The organism is Pseudomonas sp. MIACH (assembly GCF_001269925.1).
In the GTDB taxonomy this organism is placed as follows: Bacteria; Pseudomonadota; Gammaproteobacteria; order Pseudomonadales; family Pseudomonadaceae; genus Aquipseudomonas.
In genome coordinates, this window is record NZ_LHVO01000069.1 from 69481 (window position 1) to 90526 (window position 21046).

Sequence of the window (21046 nt, forward strand, 5' to 3'; positions counted from 1 at the left end):
CCTTGTCTATCAGTGATTGGCAGCTGCCTGGGGCGCATCAAAACGGCTCTTGTACAGATCGTCGCCAAAACCCTGGGCCAGTTCCTCGAACTTGACCCGTGCGCTGCTGGCGAAGGGCTGGCGAATACTCATCACCTCGGCCACATCGATTTTTTCGTAGGCCGCGAGCAGTTGCTGGGCCACGCCGTACATCTGTTGATTCTTGACTGAACATTGCTGCACTTGTGTGTCACGTTCGCTTAAGGACGCCTGCAAACGCGCGCGCTCGGCTTCCTTACCCTTGGCCAGCACCAGCAGTTCGTCATAGGCCTTCTTGAACTTGCCGATCTGCTCGTTGCTCGCCGCCACCTGGGCTTGCGCCTGGCTGTGCAGGCTCTGTTGCTGGCCGGCCAGTTGCTCGGCGGTACCACGGGCCTTTTCCAGCTCGGCCGTCAGTTGCTTGATTTGCGCCTGGGCCTGCTTGGCCTGGCTTTCGGCGGCCAGCCGTGCCGCACTGGCCTGGGCCTGTTCGCTTTGCAGCGCCTGCAATTGCTGGGTGGTGCTGCGCAATTGCGTCCGCAGGCGTTCCTCCATGCCTTCGGCCGAAGCCCCGGTGGTGACCAGCAGCAGTAACAGCGCGCAGATTCGCGTGTTCATGTGGCATCTCCCTGCGCATCAAAAGCGCGTGTTGAGTTCCAGTTGCATCACATCGACTTCGAACGGCTGGCCATACACTTCGGACGCGCTCAACCAACGCGCACTGGCGTAGATGTTCTTGTCGATACCGTAGTTGCCGCCAATGAAATAACCCTTGGCGTTGGTGCCGCCCAGGTGGAACGACGAGTCGTTGAAGCCGTCGGGCAAGGCATCCGGCTGGATGTACTTGTAGCCGGCCAACACGTTCCAGTCGCCGCGCTTGCGCATTTCCAGGGCGCTGCCGAGGGTGAACGAGACCATCAGCGCATTGCCGCCACTTTCAAACTGGCCATTGCTGTTGAGGTTGTTGACGATCTCGCCTTCGCTGCGCTTGAGCATCTCGCCCTTGTCGTAGGCCAGGTTGTGGATGAAGTTGGCCTGGCTGCGCAGCTTGAAGTCGCTCGGCAGTTCGCTGTCCCAGACCAGGTTGAGGTCCAGCACATCGAACTTGGACGCCAGGCCTACGTATTGCGGGTCGGGCGTGCGGACAGGATCAGCCGGGTTGGTGGTGTTGTTGCGCAGGTTGAACACGGTGTTGCCTTTTTGCATGAAGGCCACACGTGTGCCGTCGGTGTCGCAACCTGCCGCGCCCTGCCAGGTGGAGCAAGGACTGGAGCGCTCGCCTTCGATGTCCTGGAACTGGTAGTAAGCGGCCGCGAGTTTGAGGCGGTTGCTGCGGTTGATCTTCCAGTCAGCGCCAATCTGCCCGCCAAACAGCCATTTGGTGTCGCTGTCTTCCTTGTCGATGCCATTGCTGCTGGCGGTGTCGGAGGTGTATTCGACCGGGAAGGCGCCGAGGGTACCGAACAGGCCCCACTCGCTGTTGAGGCTGTGGTTGAAGATCGCCGCCACGCCGTCGAAGTTGAGGTCGTTGGAATACATCATGTCGGTGGAATAGAACGGGTTGCCGATGCGCCCGGCGGTCAACGTCATGTAGTCGGTGGTTTTCCAGCTCAGGTAACCCTGGTCGAGCCAGATGTCCTTTTTGCCAAAGCCGCCGCCCAGGGTCTGGGTGGTGGACACCGGGTTATTGTCGGAGCCGGTGGCGATACGAATGCCGGCGGTCCATTCCGGCGAGATCACCGCTTTCATGCCCAGGCGTGCCCGCAGGCGGAACAGGTTTTCGCGGTCCTCGCGGGTGTTGATCAGCGGTGGGAACTTGGTGTTGGAGTTTTTGTTGACGTCGTACGGGCCCGTGTCATTGAGCTTGGCGAAGTCGGTGATGTTGTTGCTGTTGTTGCCCGAGAAATAGCGCGACTCGTCGCGCAGACGAATATCGCCATCAAAGCTGATGCGCGAGATCCAGTCGGGGAAGGTATTGGGCTGCGCCCAGTTTTCCTTCTTGGCGGTGGACATGACTTCGGCCTTGACCTGGTCACGGATCTGGTCGCGCACCGCCTGCGGCACGTACTGCACGCGCACATCACCGGGTGCGGTCGCCGGGCCGCTGGCAACCACCGGCGCGGCATTGGCCTGGCGGGCCTGCTGCGCTTCTTTTTCGGCCTGGGCGATCAGCCCATTGGCGGTGTCCTGGGTCAGCACACCTTGCTGCACCAGCAGGCGAATCAGGTTGATGGTGACGTTTTCCGAAGGCGCAACCGGGGCTGCCGCGGCTTGCCCGACCAGGGTCGCGATGACCATGCCAACCGCCAGGGTCAGTCGATTCACGGGGGAAATCATGTGTACGCAACTCCTGTAAAAACCGTAGATAAGAGGTTTCGTGCAATCAATCCGGGCGCCGGCCCTTGAGGGACAGGCGCATGGGCAGCGTCAGCGACGCCGGAGGTTTCTGTGTGGCACGCGGCGCTCGGATCAACGCGAGCATCTGCGCGTCGGTCTCGGCATCCCCGCTGGACTTGGCCACCACGGCCTTCGTCACCTGGCCATCGGCGCCCAACCACAGGTCTATCTGTATCGAGAACGCCTTCTTGCGCAGCTCAGGGTCTTCGCGCATCAGGCGCTGATACGTACCGGCCAGGTACTGCTTGTACGTGCCGGTCCCCAGCCCACCGCCGCCACTGCCGGCCATGCCGCCGCCCTTGCCGGCGCCGATGTTGAAGCCGTCATTGCCGGACTGCGCATCGCCGTCGATCTGCATCGGGTTGGCCAGGTCTTCATTCGGTGAAGGCGGTGCTTCCTCGGCCGGCTTGACCTCTTCGGGCTCGGGGCTGGGCACCGGCTCCGGGACTTTCTCTTCAACCTGGGGCTCGGGCTCCTTGGGTTTTTCCGGAGGAGGCGGCGGCGGTGGCGGCAACGGGATAATCGTCGGCACCTTCGGCGCTTCACGGCGTACGCCACTCATGTCATTGGCCCACTGCCAGAGAAACCAGGCCGCCACGGCGCCCAGCAACAGGCCGGCGCCCCACTTCAACGGGCGCAACGGCGGTTTGTTCTTCACCGGCAACGGCGTGATCGGGATCTGTGCGGTCATGACTCAGCCCTGGCTCGGTTTGCCGGTGACCAGCCCGACCTGGGACAGCTCCAGCCGGCGCAGCAGGTCGAGCACCTCGATGACCTTCTGGTACTGCACCATGGCGTCACCGCGCACGATCACCGGGAAGTCCGGGTTCAGCGCTTTCTCGATGCGCAGGCGTTCTTCCAGCTCGCCGAGGGTCACCGGGTACGCGTCGAGGAACACCTGGCCGCCGTCGTTCACAGAGATGGCCTTGGTCTTGGCCTCCGACAGCGACACCGAGGCGCTGGCCTTGGGCAGGTGAATCTGGATCCCCGAAACCTGGGCGGTGGCGGTGAGGATAAACATCACCAGCACCACCATCAGCACGTCCACCAGGGGCGTGATGTTGATGCTGTCGACGGCGGCATCATCGTCATCATCGTGGGAGGCATTTACGGAAGCCATGGCAATTCTCCTCAGGCCGGAACCGATGCGTGATGGTCGCGACGGTGCGCGGCTTCACTGTGCTGGCTCTCGCCGTGCATCTCCGCCAGGCGGGTGATGAACTCGTCGACGAACACCCGCATGTCGGCGCTGACTTCCTTGTTACGCGTGATCAGGCGGTTGTAGCCAAACAGCGCAGGGATCGCCACGAAAAGGCCCATGGCCGTGGCCAGCAAGGCCGCCGCCATGCCTGGGGCGATGGCGTTGATGTTCACGTCGCCGGCCATGGCCGTGCCGAGGAACACCACCATGATCCCCAACACCGTACCGAGCAGGCCGATGTACGGGCCGCCGGCGATGGCGTTGGACAGGGTCGACAACTTGGAACTCAGGGCCTGGTTCTCACGGGTACGTACACCGTCCATGGAGCAGCGGATCGCTTCAATGGTGGCCGCCGACACCGACGACGTATCGGCGCCCTGGGCACGCCGGGTACGGATCTCCTTGACCGCCACCAGGTACAGGCGCCACAGCGAAGAATGGGTCAGGCGCTCAGCCAGTTGTGCGTCGTCGGCATACATCTCCAGGCGCGTGCCGATCTGGGCGAAGTGCTCGCGAAACACTTCGTTGGCACTGCTGAGGCGGCTGACCTGGCGGTTCTTGCGCAGCATGATCACCCACGACTGGAACATCATCGCCACCAGCACCAGGATGATCACCCAGGCGTCCACCGGCACGGCGTTGAGCAAAAAGCCCAGGCTGCCGAAACCGAAACCGGACTGTTCTTCATCCACGCCATAGGCCACCAGTTTCGACTCGGCGCCCTGGGCACTCGCGTCGGCCAGCAACAGCGCAGCGGGACGTGCCACCTTGGACAGGCGCAGCTCATCCATGGCCCCGGCGAACGGCAGGTGCGTGCTGCCGGCTTCCGGCAGGTCGGCGCCGACCGCCAACTGCGTATTGAACGCGGGCATGGCCACGGCGAGGTTGGCGGTTTCACGGCCATTCACGTACAGCGTGACCTTGTCACCCTCGGCGCTGAACGCCAGGTGCTGCCATTGGCCAGGGTTAAGGGGTTGGGTCGACACGACGCGCTGGCCGTCGATCTCCACAAACGGCGAGCCCTGGTTCAGGCCCAGCAACAGGCTGTGGGGGCCGTCACGCCGGGCCAGCACGATTTGCTCGCCGCTGGCCTGGTCCAGGCGCAGCCAGGCGCTGAAGGTGAAGGCTGCGCCGGCGGCGTGTTGCAGCGACGGGCTGGCGGGCAACAGCAGCGGCTGGCCGGCGAACTGCAAGGCGCGGCCGATCACACCGTCGATGCTCGCGCCGGTGGCGTTCAGAGCCGTGTTGGCGTAGGCCGTGGTGTCCCGTGGTGGCGTCGCGTTGGCACCATCGAAGTGATAGAGCGCGGTGTAATTGGGGTCGAAGGTCAGTTGGCCATTGGCGGTGGCCGGGGCCTTCTGGTTGCCGTAGTACATCCAGATGTCCTGGCGCTGGCCGCCTTCGACCTTGGGCACATCGACCCAGATCAACGCCATGCCCATCAACGGGTCGAAGCTTTCGATCTGGTGATTGAACACGGTCTTGTCATCGGCACTCACAAAGCGCAGGTCGGCGCCGTCGTCCTTGACCCCGTCAAAGGTGAAGTTGCCGGTGTGCAGGCGCACCAGCAACGCGGTGCGGCCCAGGGCCTGATTGATCGCGGCGCCTTGGGCGGTGGTGTCCACCGAAATCTGTTTGCGGTAGTCCCAATCGTCCTGCCACCAGGCATGGGCGGTGGCCGGGAGCGCGAAGCCCAGGCAGATCAACAGGCTCAGGAATAGGCGTTGCATGGGTGAAGTCTCCGGAAGAAAAAGTCAGAAAGTCGCCTGCACACTGAAGTGCAGTCGCGAGTCCTGTTTCTGGGTGTTCGGTCCATCGAGCAGCGGGTAACCCCAATCCAGGCTGCCGGACAACCACTTGCTCAAACTGGCGCGGGTGCCAAGGCCGACACTGGCCAGGCTGTATTCGTCTTCCTGCTCGGGCAGCGGGTCGTGCAGGCGCATGCGCGCGCCTTCGGCGAACGCATAAAAGCGCCACTCCTGCACATAACTGCCGAGGAACTTGGCCAGGGACGGCGTGCGCAGTTCCTGGGAGAGCAAATACCCCTCATCCCCGGTGCGCTCGGCCGCCAGGTAGCCGCGCACCGAGGTGGCGCCGCCGGCGGAATACTGCTCGTTGGACACCAGCGGCCCGGAGGCCAGCTGGAAAGCGCCCTTGGAGGCCGACTGCCAATCGTTGGCGAAGGTGTAGGTGTAATTCAGGTCGCCCTTGAGCACGGCAAAACTGGCACTGGCCTTGTAGCGCTTGTAATCGAATTCTTCGGCGTCGCTGCCGTAGCCAAAGAATGCGCGGGTGCCAACCACCAGGTTCAAGCCCAGCCCCAGCTGGGATTGCTCGGTGTAGCGATAGCCGTTGTAGCCCAGGGTGATCGGCGCGTACTTGAGCGGCACCTGGTCGCTGCTGGAACCGAACTTCATCTGCTCGTCGAAGTCCTTGAAATCCACCCCGAACGAGAACGAATTGGCCCAGTTGCCCGCCGCCGGCAAGCTGTAAATGGCGGATACGCCGTAGGAGTGGCCCTTGCCCAACACGTTGCTGCCGCCGATGGTGGCGATGTTGGTGTCGGACTGGTAACCGGAGAACTGCAAGGTCCAGCGCTCATCCAGCGGCGCGCTGTAGGAGCCCGACCAGACCTTGGCGTTGTCGGTGTCCTGGGGCGCGGTGAAGTAGGTCAGGGAAATGCTGTGGCCCAGTTGCCAAAGGTTGTCGTAACCCAGGGTGGCGACCGAGCGCAGTTTCTCGGTGTCGGCGCTGTAGTCGTTGTTCAAGCCGATACTGGCGTGCCAGGGGTTCTGGTCCTCGACCTGCAGATCCACGTCCATGGTGCCGGGGCGCTGGCCTTCGCGGACCAGTGGCGTCACCTGCCGACCGGCACTGCGGTTGAGCCCGGCCAGTTGGGTTTGCACCGTGGTGAAATCCGGTACCGCACCTTCCTTGAGCCCCGGCACTTCGTCGCGGATCTCCACCGGCGAGTAGTGCTTGGCGCCGACCACACGCACGCGGCCCACCTTGGTCTCGCTGACCTGCAGATAGACGATGCCGTCATCGACCTTCTGCTCCGGCAACTCGACAAACACCGACTGATAGCCACGCGCCTGGTAGATCTTCTGCAACGCATCGCGCGCGCCTTCGATATCGTCCAGGGTCTTTTGCGGGCCAAGAAACGGGTACACCGCCTCCTCGATCGTCGCCGCATCGAGCACGGTATTGCCGCGCACGAAATACTCGTTGACGTCCACCTTGCGCGCCGGGGCTTGCTCGCCCTCTTCGGCCCACACCGGTTGCGCCAGGACGCCCAGCGTCAGGCAGCACAACGCCAGCGTTGATTTGAACAGATGCTCCACACCGCCCCCTAACTGTCTAAGATTTTGCGCCGTCGCCGATTGCACGGCGGCTGGCCTGCTCAATTACTGCTGGTCGAAAGATGGCTGTGCCGCGCCAGCCAGGTGTGCAGCAAGGCGAAGTTCAGGGAGAACTCCGGCATGTGCAGCAAGGCGCCACAGAACACTTCACCGATGATGGTCTGGATCAACTGCACCGCCTGCGGGTTGTTCAACAGGCTGGCGATGTCGCGCTGCAGGGCATGGATGCTCCACACCTTCTGGTTCAGCTCCAGACCCACGAACCAGCGGAACAGCAGGTTGTAGTTCAGTTGCTCGTGGAGTTGCTGTTCGCTGGGTACCGAATACAGCAGTTGCAGCAGCAGGATCTGCACCACGGTCTGCGGCGCGATCGACATGCCCGGTTCGGCCTGGAGCAGGTCGCGATGCTGGCCGAGCACCTCTTCGATCTGCGGGCGCAACAACACCAGCGAATGCCCGGCCGGGATGTAGCTGGACACTTCCTTCAAGGCACCCTGCCAATCGTCCTGGGAGACGATCCACACCCACGGCGCGCCGTAGCGATACACCGAAACCGGCTTCTTGCGCGCGGCCTCGACGATCTTCGACAGGCGCTGATCGAGCTCTTGCATGCCTACTTTCGAGTAACGTTCCATAGTTCCCATTGCCCCACTCCTGGCGTCCCGCTGACGGCTGGGGAAGCGGCTTGTGGCGGCCTCCAGCGCGTTACATAGGCAAGACGGAAGTGGCTGTGAGCTACCGAACTTTTGTCATGAAAGCTTCATTTTGAATTGTGAGGGAGGCAATTTTTCCGGGGGCTGCATCGGCGGCCCTAGAGCTGAGCGGAGTTGTGCCCGGTGTACTCGGTTGGAAATGTGGGAGGGGGCTTGCTCCCGATAGCGGCGGATCAGTCACAGCAACATCGACTGGTCTACCGTCATCGGGGCGTGGGTATCTACACAACTTTTCAGCCCCTGACAAAATCTCCCTGTGGCGAGCGGGCTTGTCCCGCGTTGGGCTGCGTAGCAGCCCCAGTAAAGCTGAATGCGGTGTATCAGAAACTCCATAGCGGCTGTTTTGGGGCCGCTACGCGGCCCAACGCGGGACAAGCCCGCTCGCCACAGGGGAACTCGCCAGTCTCTGAAAATTGTGTAGATACTTATGCCTCGGTGAGGGTGTATCAGTTGATGCATCTTTGACTGACCCACTGCCATCGGGGCAAGCCCCCTCCCACATTTGAGCCCGGTTGGCAGGTGGGAAGCTGCCCGGCTGCAAATCTCGTGGGCACCGCTGATCCCCTGTGGGAGATGTCGAGCTTCAGCGAGGCTTCGATGGCGGCGGCACAGTTGATAGAGGGGCTGGCTGACACACCGCTATCGGCGCAAGCCCCCTCCCACAGTTTTGACCGAATCACACCCCACAACACCGGTCGATTATCAGGTCGCCGCCCCTCTGATCCGCCAAAAAAATGGGGCGATCACTGATCGCCCCGAACGGTACATCGAGAGGTCCTTCTGAAACGCTACAAACTGATCTGCTTACGCTCCTCATCCGTCAACCGCGCCCGCGCCTGTTCACTCAGCGGCCCCGCGCCCAGCACCTGCACCGGGCTGTTGGGGTTGTAGCTGGAGTTTTTCTGCTGCGGCTCCGGCTCGCGTGGCAACGGCTCGCTGCCCAGGCTCAGCACCTCCACGGTCATGATCGACGGCCGGCCCTGCTTGGACGCCGCCTGCTGGCTGCGCGCCGCGTCTTCTGCGGCCTGGGACGCCGCCGCCCCCGCCGCGCTGGCTGAACTCATGGCACCCGTGTTGACCGTGGCCGACACCGGCACCCCGGACGACTTGCCCTGGGTCTGGATGTTCGCCGCGTTCACCACCCGCAAGGCGGCGATGTTGACGTTGCCCGACACCCGAATGCCCGCCTCCCCCGCATCGATGGTGCCCATCGGTGCGATCAGGTCGATATCCCCCGCCGGCACTTCCGGGATCGGGTTCAGCGTGGCGATCCCAGCACCGGTACTCGGCACCGACGGCGACAGGCTCACGTTGCCCCAGTTGTCATAGACGCGCTTGGGCGGGGTGTACACCACGGTAGTCTTGGAGCCACGACCGGCGTTGATGTCGCCCTCGCTGGTCCAGGCCATGATCGAGCCGCCGAAGGTGGTCATGATGCGGCTCTGGCCAAGCAGGATGCTGCCCAGGGAATACAGTTGGATATCTCCCGAGCCCTGGGTGATCAGACCCGCTGTCGACGGCGGCGCCGCGCCTTCGATGCCGAAGGTCTGGCTGCCGCCTGGGGTGAGCATCTGGATCGAGCCACCGGCATTGGTGTGTACGCCCGAGCCGTTGAACAGCGTGATGTCGCCTTGGTAGGTGATCGCGTTACCGGCAACGTCCTTGTCCGGGAACAGCGCCGCAATCGCCGCGCGACCGCGCAGGTAACTGCCCTGGCGCACGCTGCCGTCCTGGTTGTACTCGCGGCCGGCGGCCTTGAGTTCGGCGAAGTACACGTCGCGGGCAAATATCCGTTGCTGCTCGGCGGGCAGCGCCGCGTAGTAGGCGCGGGCCTGCTCGCTGTCGCCGACAAAACCGAAGCGCTCGGCGAGCCAGGTAACCAGTTCGTTTTCGTACGTCTTGGCGACCTTGGCCCCCTGCAACGACTCGCCCGCTTGTGCCTGGTTGACAGGGTTCAGGTAGCGCTCGACAAAACGCTGGTAATCCGGCCCGTTGGCGCCGACACCGGCCTGCATCACAATGCTCGCGCCGGGGCGGCTGTCACCTGGCAATACCCCGCCCAGGCTGGTCACGCTGTACTCGCCCGCAGGTCCCGTCATCAGGATATTGCGGCCTGCCGACACGTCCAGCAGGCCAGGCCCGGCCACCTCGAAGTTGCTGTAGAGAATGTCGCGACCGGCCGACACGATGGAGATGTCGTTGGCGTTTTTGTGCAGGAACAGATTATTGCTCGAAGGCGCGTCCGTCCTGTCCACACCAAAACTACGCCCACTGCTGACGATATCCCGCCCGGCCATCATCCGGACCGGGCCATTCCCTTCATACCAGGTCTCACCTTCATGCAACGCTCCAGGGTTACTGCTGAACGTGATTATCCGGCCACTGCTCACCCCGACCAGGTCCCCGTCTATCGCATAAAAACGCGCCGGCTCAGCACTGCCAGCCGATGACGCGGCTGCCGTGCCGGAACCGAACGCCAACAGCGACAGGCTGACCAGGCTACCCGTGGGCGGTAGGTTGCTGACCACTACAGCATTGCCAATACGGGCCTCGTACGCAGGGTTCCAAGGGGTTGCCATCGCGCTCGGCGCCGCCCCGGACTGGCTCACGGCCATGCCACCGGCGTAGATCGAGCCCTGGGCGAGGAACTGCAACTGGCCGGCCGGCCCGGGAGCCAACATCAAGGGGTCTGTGTAGTTGAGGTCAGAGTTCTCCTGCGCCCGGGCCGCTTTACCGTAATACAGACTGCCGCCGGCCGCCGTTGCCCTGACGATTGACGGGTAGGCCACGGCCAGGTCACCCGGCGTGCCGGGTAGGCTGACGGGGGTCAGGTTACCGCCCAAGGAAAACAGATCAATGGCCGTGTCCTTGGTCCACAGCGTAAACCAGCTGCTGCCGGTGCCGAGGGTGGTGCCTTGTGCAAAAGGCGAAGAATGGCTAACCGGCACCCGGCCCGGGTCTTCGACGGTTTTCACCACCTGGTCACCCAGGGTCTGCACGTTGAACGTGGCGTCACCCGGCACCAGGGTCAGCCCACCGCGCGCCACGCCACGGGTCGAGACCAGCGGGTCGAAGGCACGGGTCTCGCCCGGGCTCTGTTCGGTAGAGGTTGCCCCGTACAGCAAATCGACGCTGCCTACACTGGCGCTGCGCAACTGCACATCACCGCGAAGATTGACCAGCATGCCGTCACGATGGTCCGCATTGGCAACGACAACACTGGCAGGGTTCATGCTGCCACCGATGCGCACCCGCAGATCGCCCCCACCGGTCACTTGCAGGCTGCCATCGCTGGCGACCCTGCCCGTGCTGCCCACTGCCAGGACCAGGCCTTGGCTATGGGGGTTTACGGCATCGTTGCCGAAGCCATAACCGAGGGTGTTCAAGACCCCGGCGTCACCGCCGACATTGACAGCCAGATCGCCACCGCCCAGGGTGCCGAAGCCGGTGAAACCGAGCATTTTGTCCGCGCCTGCAGCCGCTGCGGTGTAACTGCCGAAATTGATCCACCAGGCGCTCGGTTGAGCCTGGCCACCCGTCGCCACATCGCTGCTGCCCTGGCGCCATAGCCAGTTGCCGATTGCCGCCGAATCGAACCCGACATCCTTGGGGTTGGGTCGCCCGATGTTGCTCTGGGCGATGCTGGTGATATCACCGGTCAAGTCACCCCCGGTATTAATCGTCAGATTGCCCCCGGCCTCTGGATACCAGGCCCGGTACAAGCTCGTGGACGAGCCGTTGACGAACTGTTCGAACAGGCTGCCAGGATCACCCAGCACGGTGGCCCCCTGCTTAGCCTTCGGCTGATTGTAGGGGTCGTCCTGGAAGGTACCGGCAGAAGATGTACCGGCGGTGTACACCCCATACAACGAGTCCATGCTCAGGTTGCCCGCGCTCAGCAACTCCAGATCGCCGGTCCCGGTGCGGATCACGCTCAAGCGCGTGCTTGCCGGTGCAGCGGCGTATTCCTGCGGGTTTTTCATCTGGCAATACGTGGGGCTCGCGCACAGTTGCTCCACGGTAATTTGACTGAAACTGAACGCCAGCGCCTCGGTGACCTCGTCCCCCGCCTTTACGATGATGCCCTTCCTCGCGAATCGAGCGACTGCCGCCGGAGTGAATATGTAAGCCCCCGTGGTCTTGCAGAATTGCGGGGATGCACCGCAGAAATCATCGATTGACCCCTCGTTGAGGCCGTCGAGCACACGCTGGTCGATCGGATCACCAGCCTTGACGGTCACCCCGGCACCCGCCAGGTACGTGACCCCAGCAGCCGTCCAGGTTTCCACGCCACGGGGCGGTAATGCCTTGGCGAACATGCCGTAGTGAGTGTCCGCCAGATGCAGGTCGCCGCTGCGCGGGTGCGCTTGCAGGATACGACTGTCGGCAGCCTCGGTATCGGCGCCTGCGACCAGGCGCAGCGACCACGACTGGGTGCCTTCGGCAAGCATCGGCGAAATTGCCCAAAGCTGCCCGGCCGCACCGGCGCGCAACGCCACCGACTGGACCCCGGCAGGCAACTTGACATCCGTGCCGGCAGGGATCAACGCACCTTTGGGCAAGGCCTTGAGCCCATCGAGCAGCACAATGTTAGTGGTCAGTCCTGCCTGGTCCACGGTTGGCAGCGGTACGCCCTTTGGCCAGGTCATGCCTTGCAGCAAGGTACCCTCGGTCAACAGCGTACCGGCACCCAGTTGCGTGCCCGCCACCAAGGTCTGCGCCTCGCCGAGCAAGGTACCGGCGGCAAACAACAGAGTGCCGCCGGCATCTCGCACATCGGCCGCGACGACGCTGCCCGCAGGCAATACCAGGTCCTGGCCCAACGTCGCGGCCACGGGCAAACGCGTATTGGCGGCGACGGTCAGGCCCTTGATCGGCAGGTCATAGTTAAGGGTAGCGCCGGCCGGGAAGGCGGTGCCGTCGGCCAGGGTCACGCCGTTGCCAGGCACCACCACCGTGCCGCCACGGTAGTCGATACCGGGCAACAGTACCCAGCCCTTGTCATCGGCAGACGCCGGCGGCGGTGCGAAGCCGTCGTTGATGCTGCCGTAGATATTCAGGTCACCCCCGGCGCGCAGGGTCAGGCTGCCGGATTCACCCGAGCCGTAGACGGCATTGTCCTGCTGGCTATGGGGGTTGAGGCTGGCGTAACGGTAGCGGGACAGGTCCACGTCGCCCTGCACGACCAGATCGCCGTCCGCCGTCTTGCTGATGATTTCCACGCCAGGGCGCAGGTGGAAAGCATCGGCGTAGGTGGCGTTGTTCAATCCGGCGAGTTTGTTTTGCAGCAGGTTGCTGTTCTGCAACGCAGCCTTGATAAAGGCGTCGCTCAAGGCGTGCTTGCCATCCAGGTAGCCCTGGGTGATTTCCTGATACGGCTTGCCGCTGGCGGTAGGGTCGGTTTTTTCGGGAGCGTCGTCGTAGGTGATCATGCCGTTGAGCGCAATCGAACGCGCGCCTTGGATAGTCAACTGCCCACGGGCGTCGATGGCGATGTCATTGCCGCCCACTCGCGGCGCGTTGAGTTCCAGCGTACCGCGGCTGCGCCCGTCATTGCCGGTCGCAGCAGTACCGTGACGCAGGTCGATACGTGCCCCCTCGGCGAGGGTCAGCTGGCCGTCGCCGGAGCCCAGCACCACCATGGCGCGGTTGGGCGAGTCGATGATCTTGCCGTAGCTGTCCACCCGCAGTTTGCTGCCATGGGCGTCGAGCACCGCCGTGCCGTCGAGGGTCAGGCCGTGCTTGCCGGCCAGGTTGATGCTGCCGACCCGCTCACCGCTGGCGTCCACCAGGCCGTTCACGCGCAGGCTGCCGTTATCCATGGACACGCTGATGGTACCGGCCTTGAGCCCGTTGCCGATGGTCAAGTCACCCTGCTTGAGCTGGAAGCTGCGGGCACCGAAGACCCCGCCCTGGTTGAGGCGCTGGTTAAGGTCGGCGAACTGCTGGTCAAGGGAACCGCTGCCGCCCAGGTGCTGGGCCTGGAGTTCCACGGTGGCGGCCTGGTAGGGCATCGAGGTGCCGCCAGCCGCGTAATAACCGCTGCTGCTGCCAAGGATCCTGCCTTGCAGGTCGACGGTCCCGGCCGCCGCATCCGTGGCCACCGCCCGTAATTTACCCGCCTGGTTGTGCTGGGCCGACAGGTCGATGGTCGAGCCCGCCGCCTGGCGGATATTGCCGCTGCGGCTGTCCAGCAACACATCGCCGCCCCAGCCGTATTGGGTCACATCGTTGAACGCAATGGCGCGGCCGGCCACGTCGATCAAGGCGTCATCGGTCAAGACCACATCGCCCCGGGCGCTGAGGCTGACCTTGCCGCTGGGCAACACCACCGCACCGGCCACACGAATGCTGTCGCCTTGCAGGGACAGCTCGGCCCCCTGGCCGTTGGCCGTGCCACGGGGGCCTGCCGACGCGCCGATATCAATCGCACCGCCGGCTTTGATCGTGTTCACCGAGCCGCCCTCACCGGTCATCAGCGGTGTACGGATCGTCAGGTTGCCGCCGCTGTACTGGAAGCCGTTGACCGGGTCATACGCGCCCTGGCGCTGGTACACCGACAGGCTGCCCTTGTGGTTGGCAGTGATGCGTTCACTGGCGTTGAGGTTGACGTTGGCGAACCCCAAGGCCAAGCGGTCGAAACTCTTCACATTGCTCGGCTGACCGAACTCGCCATAGCCGAATTCGATACGCTCGGCGTTGATGTCCAGGCGTCCGCTGCCAGTGCCCGCCCCGCCCGTCACCACCGCGCCAGGAGCGTTGGTGGCGCCCAGCCAGATCAGGTTGGCGGTGTGGATCGTCGCCACATCGTTGGCCGCCCCGGCGCCATACATCGCCGGGGTGGACAGCATCAGGTTGTTCAGCAGTGATTTGCCGGTGACGGGGTCATAGGTGTCCAGGGACGTGGTGCCGTAGAAATTGAAACTGTCACGGGCCGAGAGCTGCAGGGTTTCCAGGGCCGGCGCGCCGAATTGCGTGTCACCGCGCAGCAGGCGGTCGAGCAGCGCCTGGGTCAGGGTCAGGCCGGCCGGCACGCGGTTTCCGGCAGCGGCGAGGGCTTCGGCGCTGCCCAGGTTGATGGTGCTGACACCCAGGTTGAGGTGACGCGTGCCATAGCGCACCTGGTCGCCCAGTTGGAAGGTACTGTTGGTCAGCGCCACGATGCTGCCATCGGAGTACAGGCCGGTCTGGCCGCTGCACGTGCCGCCGTCGCAGGCGCCGATGTTAATCCCGCCGCTGACCCCGTTTGGCGACGGCGCACTGACCACATTGAGCAGCCCGTTGGACACCGCCAGCATGTTGGCAACCCGATAGATAAACCCGTCACGCGCGTCGTAACTGGCCTTGCCGCGCCCCAGGGTGTTGATCGAGGCGCCCTGCTCCACCACGATTGCGCCGGTGTCGCTCACCAGAAAGACTTCAGGGGCCGCCAATGTTGCCCCTTCGCGCAACGTCACCGTGCTGTTGGCACCATTCAAACCGGATGCAAGGTTGATAAAGTTACCGGACTGGCCGTACTCCACCACCGTCATGCCGCCCACCACCAGCCGCGATGCACCCAAGGCATTGAGGGTGTCGGCCTTGAGCGTGATGCCGGCGAAGCCTGCAGTGGCGGACTTGCCCGCGCCGACCACTTCGATCCCCTGCCAGGTTGGGTCCAGCACTGCCACCGTACCGCCGTAGCCGCCTGGCGCGGCATCGAAACGGCCGATGCCCTCGAACGAGAAGGCATCCGCACCCGCACCGGGGCGCAGCGACAGTTTCAAGGTTTTGGCGTCGGCTTCCAGCATCGGCCGGGGCACGCCGATCCGGGCTGCATCGGCCCTGGCGAACTGGGCGTAGCTGGTTTCGTTGTATTGGGAATAACGGCGCAGGGTATCGGCCGAGGTCAGGATCAATTGGCTGGCGACGCTGTTGCTGATCCCCGTGTGGGCAATCGACAGCTGCCCCGAGGTAGCCCACGAGCCATTGCGCATCAGCGTGGTCGCACCATCGCCGCCTAGCCCGGCCAGCCCATTGATCTCGACGCGAAAGGCCCCCGGCATCAGGGCGTAGGTCGACGGCATCAGGGTGTAGGTACCCGCCGGTAACCCCGGCACACCGGCGCCGATGGTGATCTGCTGGCCGATCAATGGCGCCACGGCACCGCCCTCCGCCGCCACCGGCGCCGCGCCTGGCTGTACTCCGGGCACAATCGCATAGATCGGGTTGGTGGACAGGCCCGGCAGCACAAACCCGCCGTTGGCGCCGAACTGCACCAGCGGGTTATAGCGCGCATCGGTGGAACCGCCGCGCCCGGAAATGAAGCCGGCGCCCAGCAGTTCGCCACCGCCGGAGAGGTCCAGCGTGGCATCCGGCTGCACGGCGACGGTGGTACCGCCCAGAATGACGCCGACGCTCAAGTCGCTGTTCAGGTTGGCCACCCCGCCCTGGCCGATAAACGTGACCTTTTGACCGTTGTAGCGGTACTCCTGGCCATCCAGCGTGCCGCCATAGGGCAGCACCAGCCCCTTGCCACTGACCGAGGTGATACTGCCAGGCAACAGTTGCACCAGGTTACTGCCCATGCTGCCGATATCGATCAGCCCCAGCGGCGCCCGCACCACACCGCCCTGGCGAACCGTGGCGGCGCCCAGTTGCAGGCGGCCGAACGCCGAATAGGGAATGGCGGCGTCGGCCGTGCCGGTGCGGCCAATGGTCAGGGTACGCAACGGGTCGAACTGGATATTGTTGATACCTCCCTCACCCAGGTAGCCCGCGATCACCCGTGCGCCGACCTGTGTGCCGGGGTACAACTGCGCCGCGCGCAAGGTCATGTCGCCCTGGGTCAGCAATTGGGTGCTGATACCCAGGGCGACTCCGTTCTCATTGGCCCCTGCCAGAAACCGCAGGTCACCCTCGCTGGTCAGGTTGACCTGGTCAAACCCACGCCGTTCGACATCCAGCAGGCTGCCATCCGCCTGCCTCAGGCTACCCTTGACGCCAAACAACACACTGTCGCGCACATCGATCAGGTTAGCGCGGGCGTTGAACTGAGCGGCGGTTTCACGCTGGGACGGGACAGGCAGCACAATCGCCGGACGCACATAGCCGTCCCGGCCTGGCGTGTTGACGCCAGCCAGCAATAGATACGGTGCGGCCAGGTTGACCTGGGTGTTGTCAGCGGCATTTTCACTGAGACCGAAGGCCGTACCGAACAGCCGCAGACTTTGGCCCAGCGTCAGCGAAACATCGCCATCGGCACTGATGAGCCCGTTGCTCATCAAGGCCAGGTTGTCAAAACCGCCCGCGCTGACTTGGTCCACTCCCAGACGCCCATGGCCGTACTCCAGGCTGCCGGCAGCCTCCTGCGGCGTACCCGCCAGGTCGTGGCGCTGGTGCGTCTGGCTGATCAGCAATTCACGGCCTTTGAGCACCGGATCAACCACGGTATTAAGCGTGTAGAGCGGACTGTCCAATGCGACCGCGAGACTGCCGCCCGCAGCGCCGGCGCCACCCGCCCTGGCGACAAAGCTGCCATCCAGGTACAGGCCGTTATTGGACGCCAGGCTGATACTGCCGCCATTGCTGGCCTGGCGCACCATGCCCTGCCCTGGAATATTCAGCAGGGCCTGGGTGCCGGAGGCGTCCAGGCGCGCACCTTCACGCACCACCACAAACAAGTCACTGGCCGTGGCCACCCCGGTCTGCAGATCGAGCGTGCCGCCGATAGTGATGGTGCCGCCGTCGCGTACCAGGCCATACGCGCGGCCAAGGTTGTCAACCGCCGTGGCAGCACGCGCTGCGACATCGATCAGCGCATGTTCTCCAACCCAGATGGAGCGACCATGGCCAGCCGCATTCACATCCTCGGCAGACCCAGCCTTGATGCCCCCCAGGGTCACACTGCCACCCCAGGCGTTCAGCGTGCCGTCCATGTTCAATTGGCCAACGCTGCGCAGGCTGATGGCCTGGCCTGGGTCGACATTGATGACCGCGCCCTGGCCCACCGTCAGGGCAGTGGTTGCCAGTTGTTCGGCGGTGGAGTCGACGTAGCCCGCGTTCAGGCTCAAGCCGGCGCCACGGCGCTGGGTCAACAGGCTCTTGGTCGGATCTTCCTGATAGAGCATGGGCGTCCAGCGCTCCAACGCACTGGCCGGGTCGCTGCCGGTGGCGATCGACGACGCCTGCGCGCCCAACCGATACACCGGGACCGTGACATCGACTTGCGTACCGTCGGTGACGATCAACCCCTCGTTGCCGGTGATGTCGTAAGCCGAAAAACCTTTATTGAAGAAGTCAGCGGCCAGTTTCAGGGTGTCGGCATCCGCCGCAAGGGGGCTGTCGCCGATCTGCACCTTGCGCGCCTGCAACGCCAGGGTGCCGCCACCGTTGACGCCATAACCGCGCACCTCGCCGTCCAGTCCCAGGGCGCCGAGTGCGCCCAGGGTCACGTTGCCGCCCTTGCCGCCTGCGAGCCGGCCATCCACGCCGAGGGTGCCGCCGGAAGAGGCGTCCACCACGCTGCCGGCCATCAGGTTCACATTACCCGTGCTGCGCAGCGACACATTGCCACCGTTCACATAGGCCACGCCGCTGCCGTTGGCCGCGTCCAGCAGCAGATTATTCCAGCGCCCGCTGGCATCCAGCTTGACCCCGGCGGCGACCGTCACACTGCCGTCGCCCGGCAGGATCGTGTCCGCGACAGCGCCGTCCTTGGTCGGATCGACCTGGCTGAGGATGTTACCGGCCTGGAGGCTGCCACCGTGGGCCGTCAGGTTGGCGTTGATGGTGACGCCTGGCCCGAGCAGGGTGATAGCGCCACCGTCAGCCACGTTGAGTGCACCGTTGACGCTGACCTGCTGGTTGGCAGCGACCTTGATTGCACCTAACTGGAAACCGTTGAGCTGGTCACTGTCGAGCACGATCTGGCCTTGGCGATCGGCTGGCAGCACCGTCGTGAGGTCCAGGCCATCGGCGATTTTCTGCGTATTGCTGTCGATCAGCACCTGCTCGGTGCTGCCGGTCAGCGCATAGCGCAGGGTGCCGGTGGTTTTGTTGTAGATCGGCGTGTAGCCGCCAATGATCAACTGCGCGCGCTGGGCCATGGCCTTCTGCGACTGCTGGTAACCGTCAAGGTTGATGTTCGGTGCCTGGGTCTGGCGATCGCCCTGGAACACATCGCTGACCACCTGACCTTCCAGCACCGCGCTGGTGGTGCCGACCACCAGCTTGCCGGCATCGCGGCCCACGGTGTACCCGTTCTCGAAACGGCGTTGCTTGGCGATCATCGGGTTGTAGTAGAAATCGGTCTGGCCCCAGCGCTTGCTGGCGTCTTCATAGCCTTTGTAGAACCCGGAGTAGAGAATGTCGCCGGGCGCGTTGGACAGTTCATACAGGCGCCCGTCCGGGCCCTTGAGCCAGGTCTGCTGGATATAACCGGCCTGCACATCCACAGTGCCGCCCGACAGGTTGATCTGCGCGCCCTTTTGGGTCACCACATCCTGGCCGGTAAACGTCACGGTACCGCCCTGGGCCATCCACTCACCCACCGAGTGGCCCTGGGTGCCGAGGTAACCGCCAACCTCCAGCAAGCCGCCAGCGGTGTACCAGCGGTCCGTGGCATAGCCGTTGGTACCGGCCGGCACAAACACCAGCTCGCGCAGGTCGACCCACACATCGTTGTTGATCAATTGCCCATCGTCGCGGTTGACCGGCGCATCCCGCTGTTCGTTGCCCTGCACGTTGATCTTGATGTTGTTGGCTTCCATCGACACCTTGACGCCCACTGCGCCGGACACGTCAATCATGGCCCCGTCGCGCACCAGGCTGCGCCCGCCCGCACTGACCGCGACCTGGCCACCGGTGGCCAGGGTGATCGAGCCTTTCTGGAAGTCCACGGTGCCGCCGCTGACGATCTCGATACGCGACTGGTCGGTACGGTCGGCCACGGCGCTCAAGTGGTTGAATTGCTCGGTGATCAGGTTGGCGGGCTTGCCATCGAACGAGGTCAGGCCATTGTTTTTCTGGGAATTGAGGGCGCTGCTGCCGCTGGCGTCCAGCAGGATCGCGGTGGTGCTGCCCTCGCCCAGGGTAACGCTGCCAGTGGTGTCACTGGCAGCGTTGAGCAAATGGATGGTGCCGCGTGTGTCCACCGAGGTGCTGGTCAGGGCCGCACCGTTTTGCTGGACCTGATGGCCGGTCAGGGTGATGTCGCCGGTGGAGGCCATGATCAGGCCGCTGTTGGTGACCTTGCCCGCAGTGCTGTCGGCGTTGAGGGCCGTCGCGACTTCATTGCCACGGGTGGTGGAGCGTTCGTTGCCGGCGGTGCCGACGCCTTTGCGGATATAGAAGCTGTCGCCGGCCGCCAGGGTCGTCTGGCCTTTGGCAGTGATGACAGTACCGGCGTTTTCAACCTCGGTGCCGAGCAGCAAGGCATAGCCGCCGGCATCGGTGGAAGTGGCGGCGTTGTGGGTCTGGATCAGGGCGCCGCGTTGCACCTCGACCTTGCCTGCCGCGTCGGTGAAGGTCGGTTGCGTACCGGTGGTATCGACGTAGAGGCCACGCTGGGTGAACTGCTCATCGGTAATGTTCGCCGCCGCTGCCACCAGGTTGCGCACATTGACCTGGCTGGTGCCGCTGAACACCACGCCGTTACGGTTCATGATCATCACCGTGCCGGCGCCGTTGATCTGGCCCTGGATCTCGCTGGGCCGAGCATCGGGGTCGTTGACGCGGTTGAGCACGGCCCAGTTGGATTGCTGTTGGAAGTCCACCGTGGTGTTGCGCCCGACGTTGAAGGTCTCCCAGTTGAGGATCGCCTTGTCGGCGGTCTGCTCGATGCTCACCGTGGTCTTGCCGCCGGCCTGGGTCTGGGTCGGCGCCTTGGCGTTGGTCCAGCCCTGGGTCAGGCTGTTGTCCACCTGCAAGCCGCCCTTGCCCAAGCCATCGGGAATCGTCGACACCTGGCCGAACGCAGCCTGGCGCCCCGCCGCTTGCGCGGCCTGTTGCGCGGCAATCGCCGCGACACTGGTGTTCAGCGTGCTGATGGAACGTGCCAACTGTTGGTTGACCCGTGCCTGCTGGTTCAGCGTCGGAACCCCCGGCACCTGCCCGGCACTGATCCGCGCGGCCGTTGCCGCCTGGGTCGCGCCCTTGTCGGCAAACCAACTGGAACTGAACGCCGTAGCCGCATGGGCATTGCCCGCCACCATCAACAGGGCGATGGCCTGGGCCAGCGGCTTGAGGCGCAGGATCGTGTCTTGGGCTTTCAGGTTAACCGGTGATTTGCAGCGGACCATCGGGGATCTTCCTTCTTTGTTATCACGCAGGGAGCAAGACACGCTCACGTATGAGGGTTAGGCGGTTGGCGAGGG

8 protein-coding genes are annotated in these 21046 nt (G+C 64.1%); all 8 read right to left on the reverse strand.

What is annotated here, in order from left to right; all coding sequences use genetic code 11:
- Positions 1-9: 9 nt before the first annotated feature.
- A complete protein-coding gene (locus AD670_RS30090; RefSeq protein WP_053140756.1) occupies positions 10-636 on the reverse strand; it encodes a hypothetical protein in 627 nt (208 codons plus the stop codon).
- Between the two features lie 18 nt (positions 637-654).
- Positions 655-2355: a putative porin gene (locus tag AD670_RS30095; protein ID WP_053140758.1), complete on the reverse strand. Its 1701-nt coding sequence runs from the start codon at positions 2353-2355 to the stop codon at positions 655-657.
- A gap of 46 nt (positions 2356-2401) precedes the next feature.
- Positions 2402-3106 carry an energy transducer TonB gene (locus tag AD670_RS30100; RefSeq protein WP_053140761.1) on the reverse strand — a complete coding sequence of 235 codons (705 nt, stop codon included), beginning with the start codon at positions 3104-3106 and terminating at the stop codon, positions 2402-2404.
- Between the two features lie 3 nt (positions 3107-3109).
- A complete protein-coding gene (locus AD670_RS30105; RefSeq protein ID WP_010211136.1) occupies positions 3110-3535 on the reverse strand; it encodes a biopolymer transporter ExbD in 426 nt (141 codons plus the stop codon).
- 11 nt (positions 3536-3546) lie between these two features.
- On the reverse strand, positions 3547-5346 hold the full coding sequence (locus tag AD670_RS30110; RefSeq protein ID WP_053140764.1) for a DUF2341 domain-containing protein: 1800 nt from the start codon (positions 5344-5346) through the stop codon (positions 3547-3549).
- Positions 5347-5370: 24 nt separating this feature from the next.
- Positions 5371-6960, reverse strand: coding sequence for a ShlB/FhaC/HecB family hemolysin secretion/activation protein (locus tag AD670_RS30115; protein ID WP_053140767.1), 1590 nt, complete (start codon positions 6958-6960; stop codon positions 5371-5373).
- A gap of 59 nt (positions 6961-7019) precedes the next feature.
- Positions 7020-7613 (reverse strand): transposase, encoded by a 594-nt coding sequence (locus AD670_RS32435; protein WP_053140770.1) that lies wholly within the window; start codon positions 7611-7613, stop codon positions 7020-7022.
- An 866-nt stretch (positions 7614-8479) separates the two neighbouring features.
- A complete protein-coding gene (locus AD670_RS30125) occupies positions 8480-20971 on the reverse strand; it encodes a filamentous hemagglutinin family protein (protein ID WP_053140773.1) in 12492 nt (4163 codons plus the stop codon).
- Positions 20972-21046 lie beyond the last annotated feature (75 nt).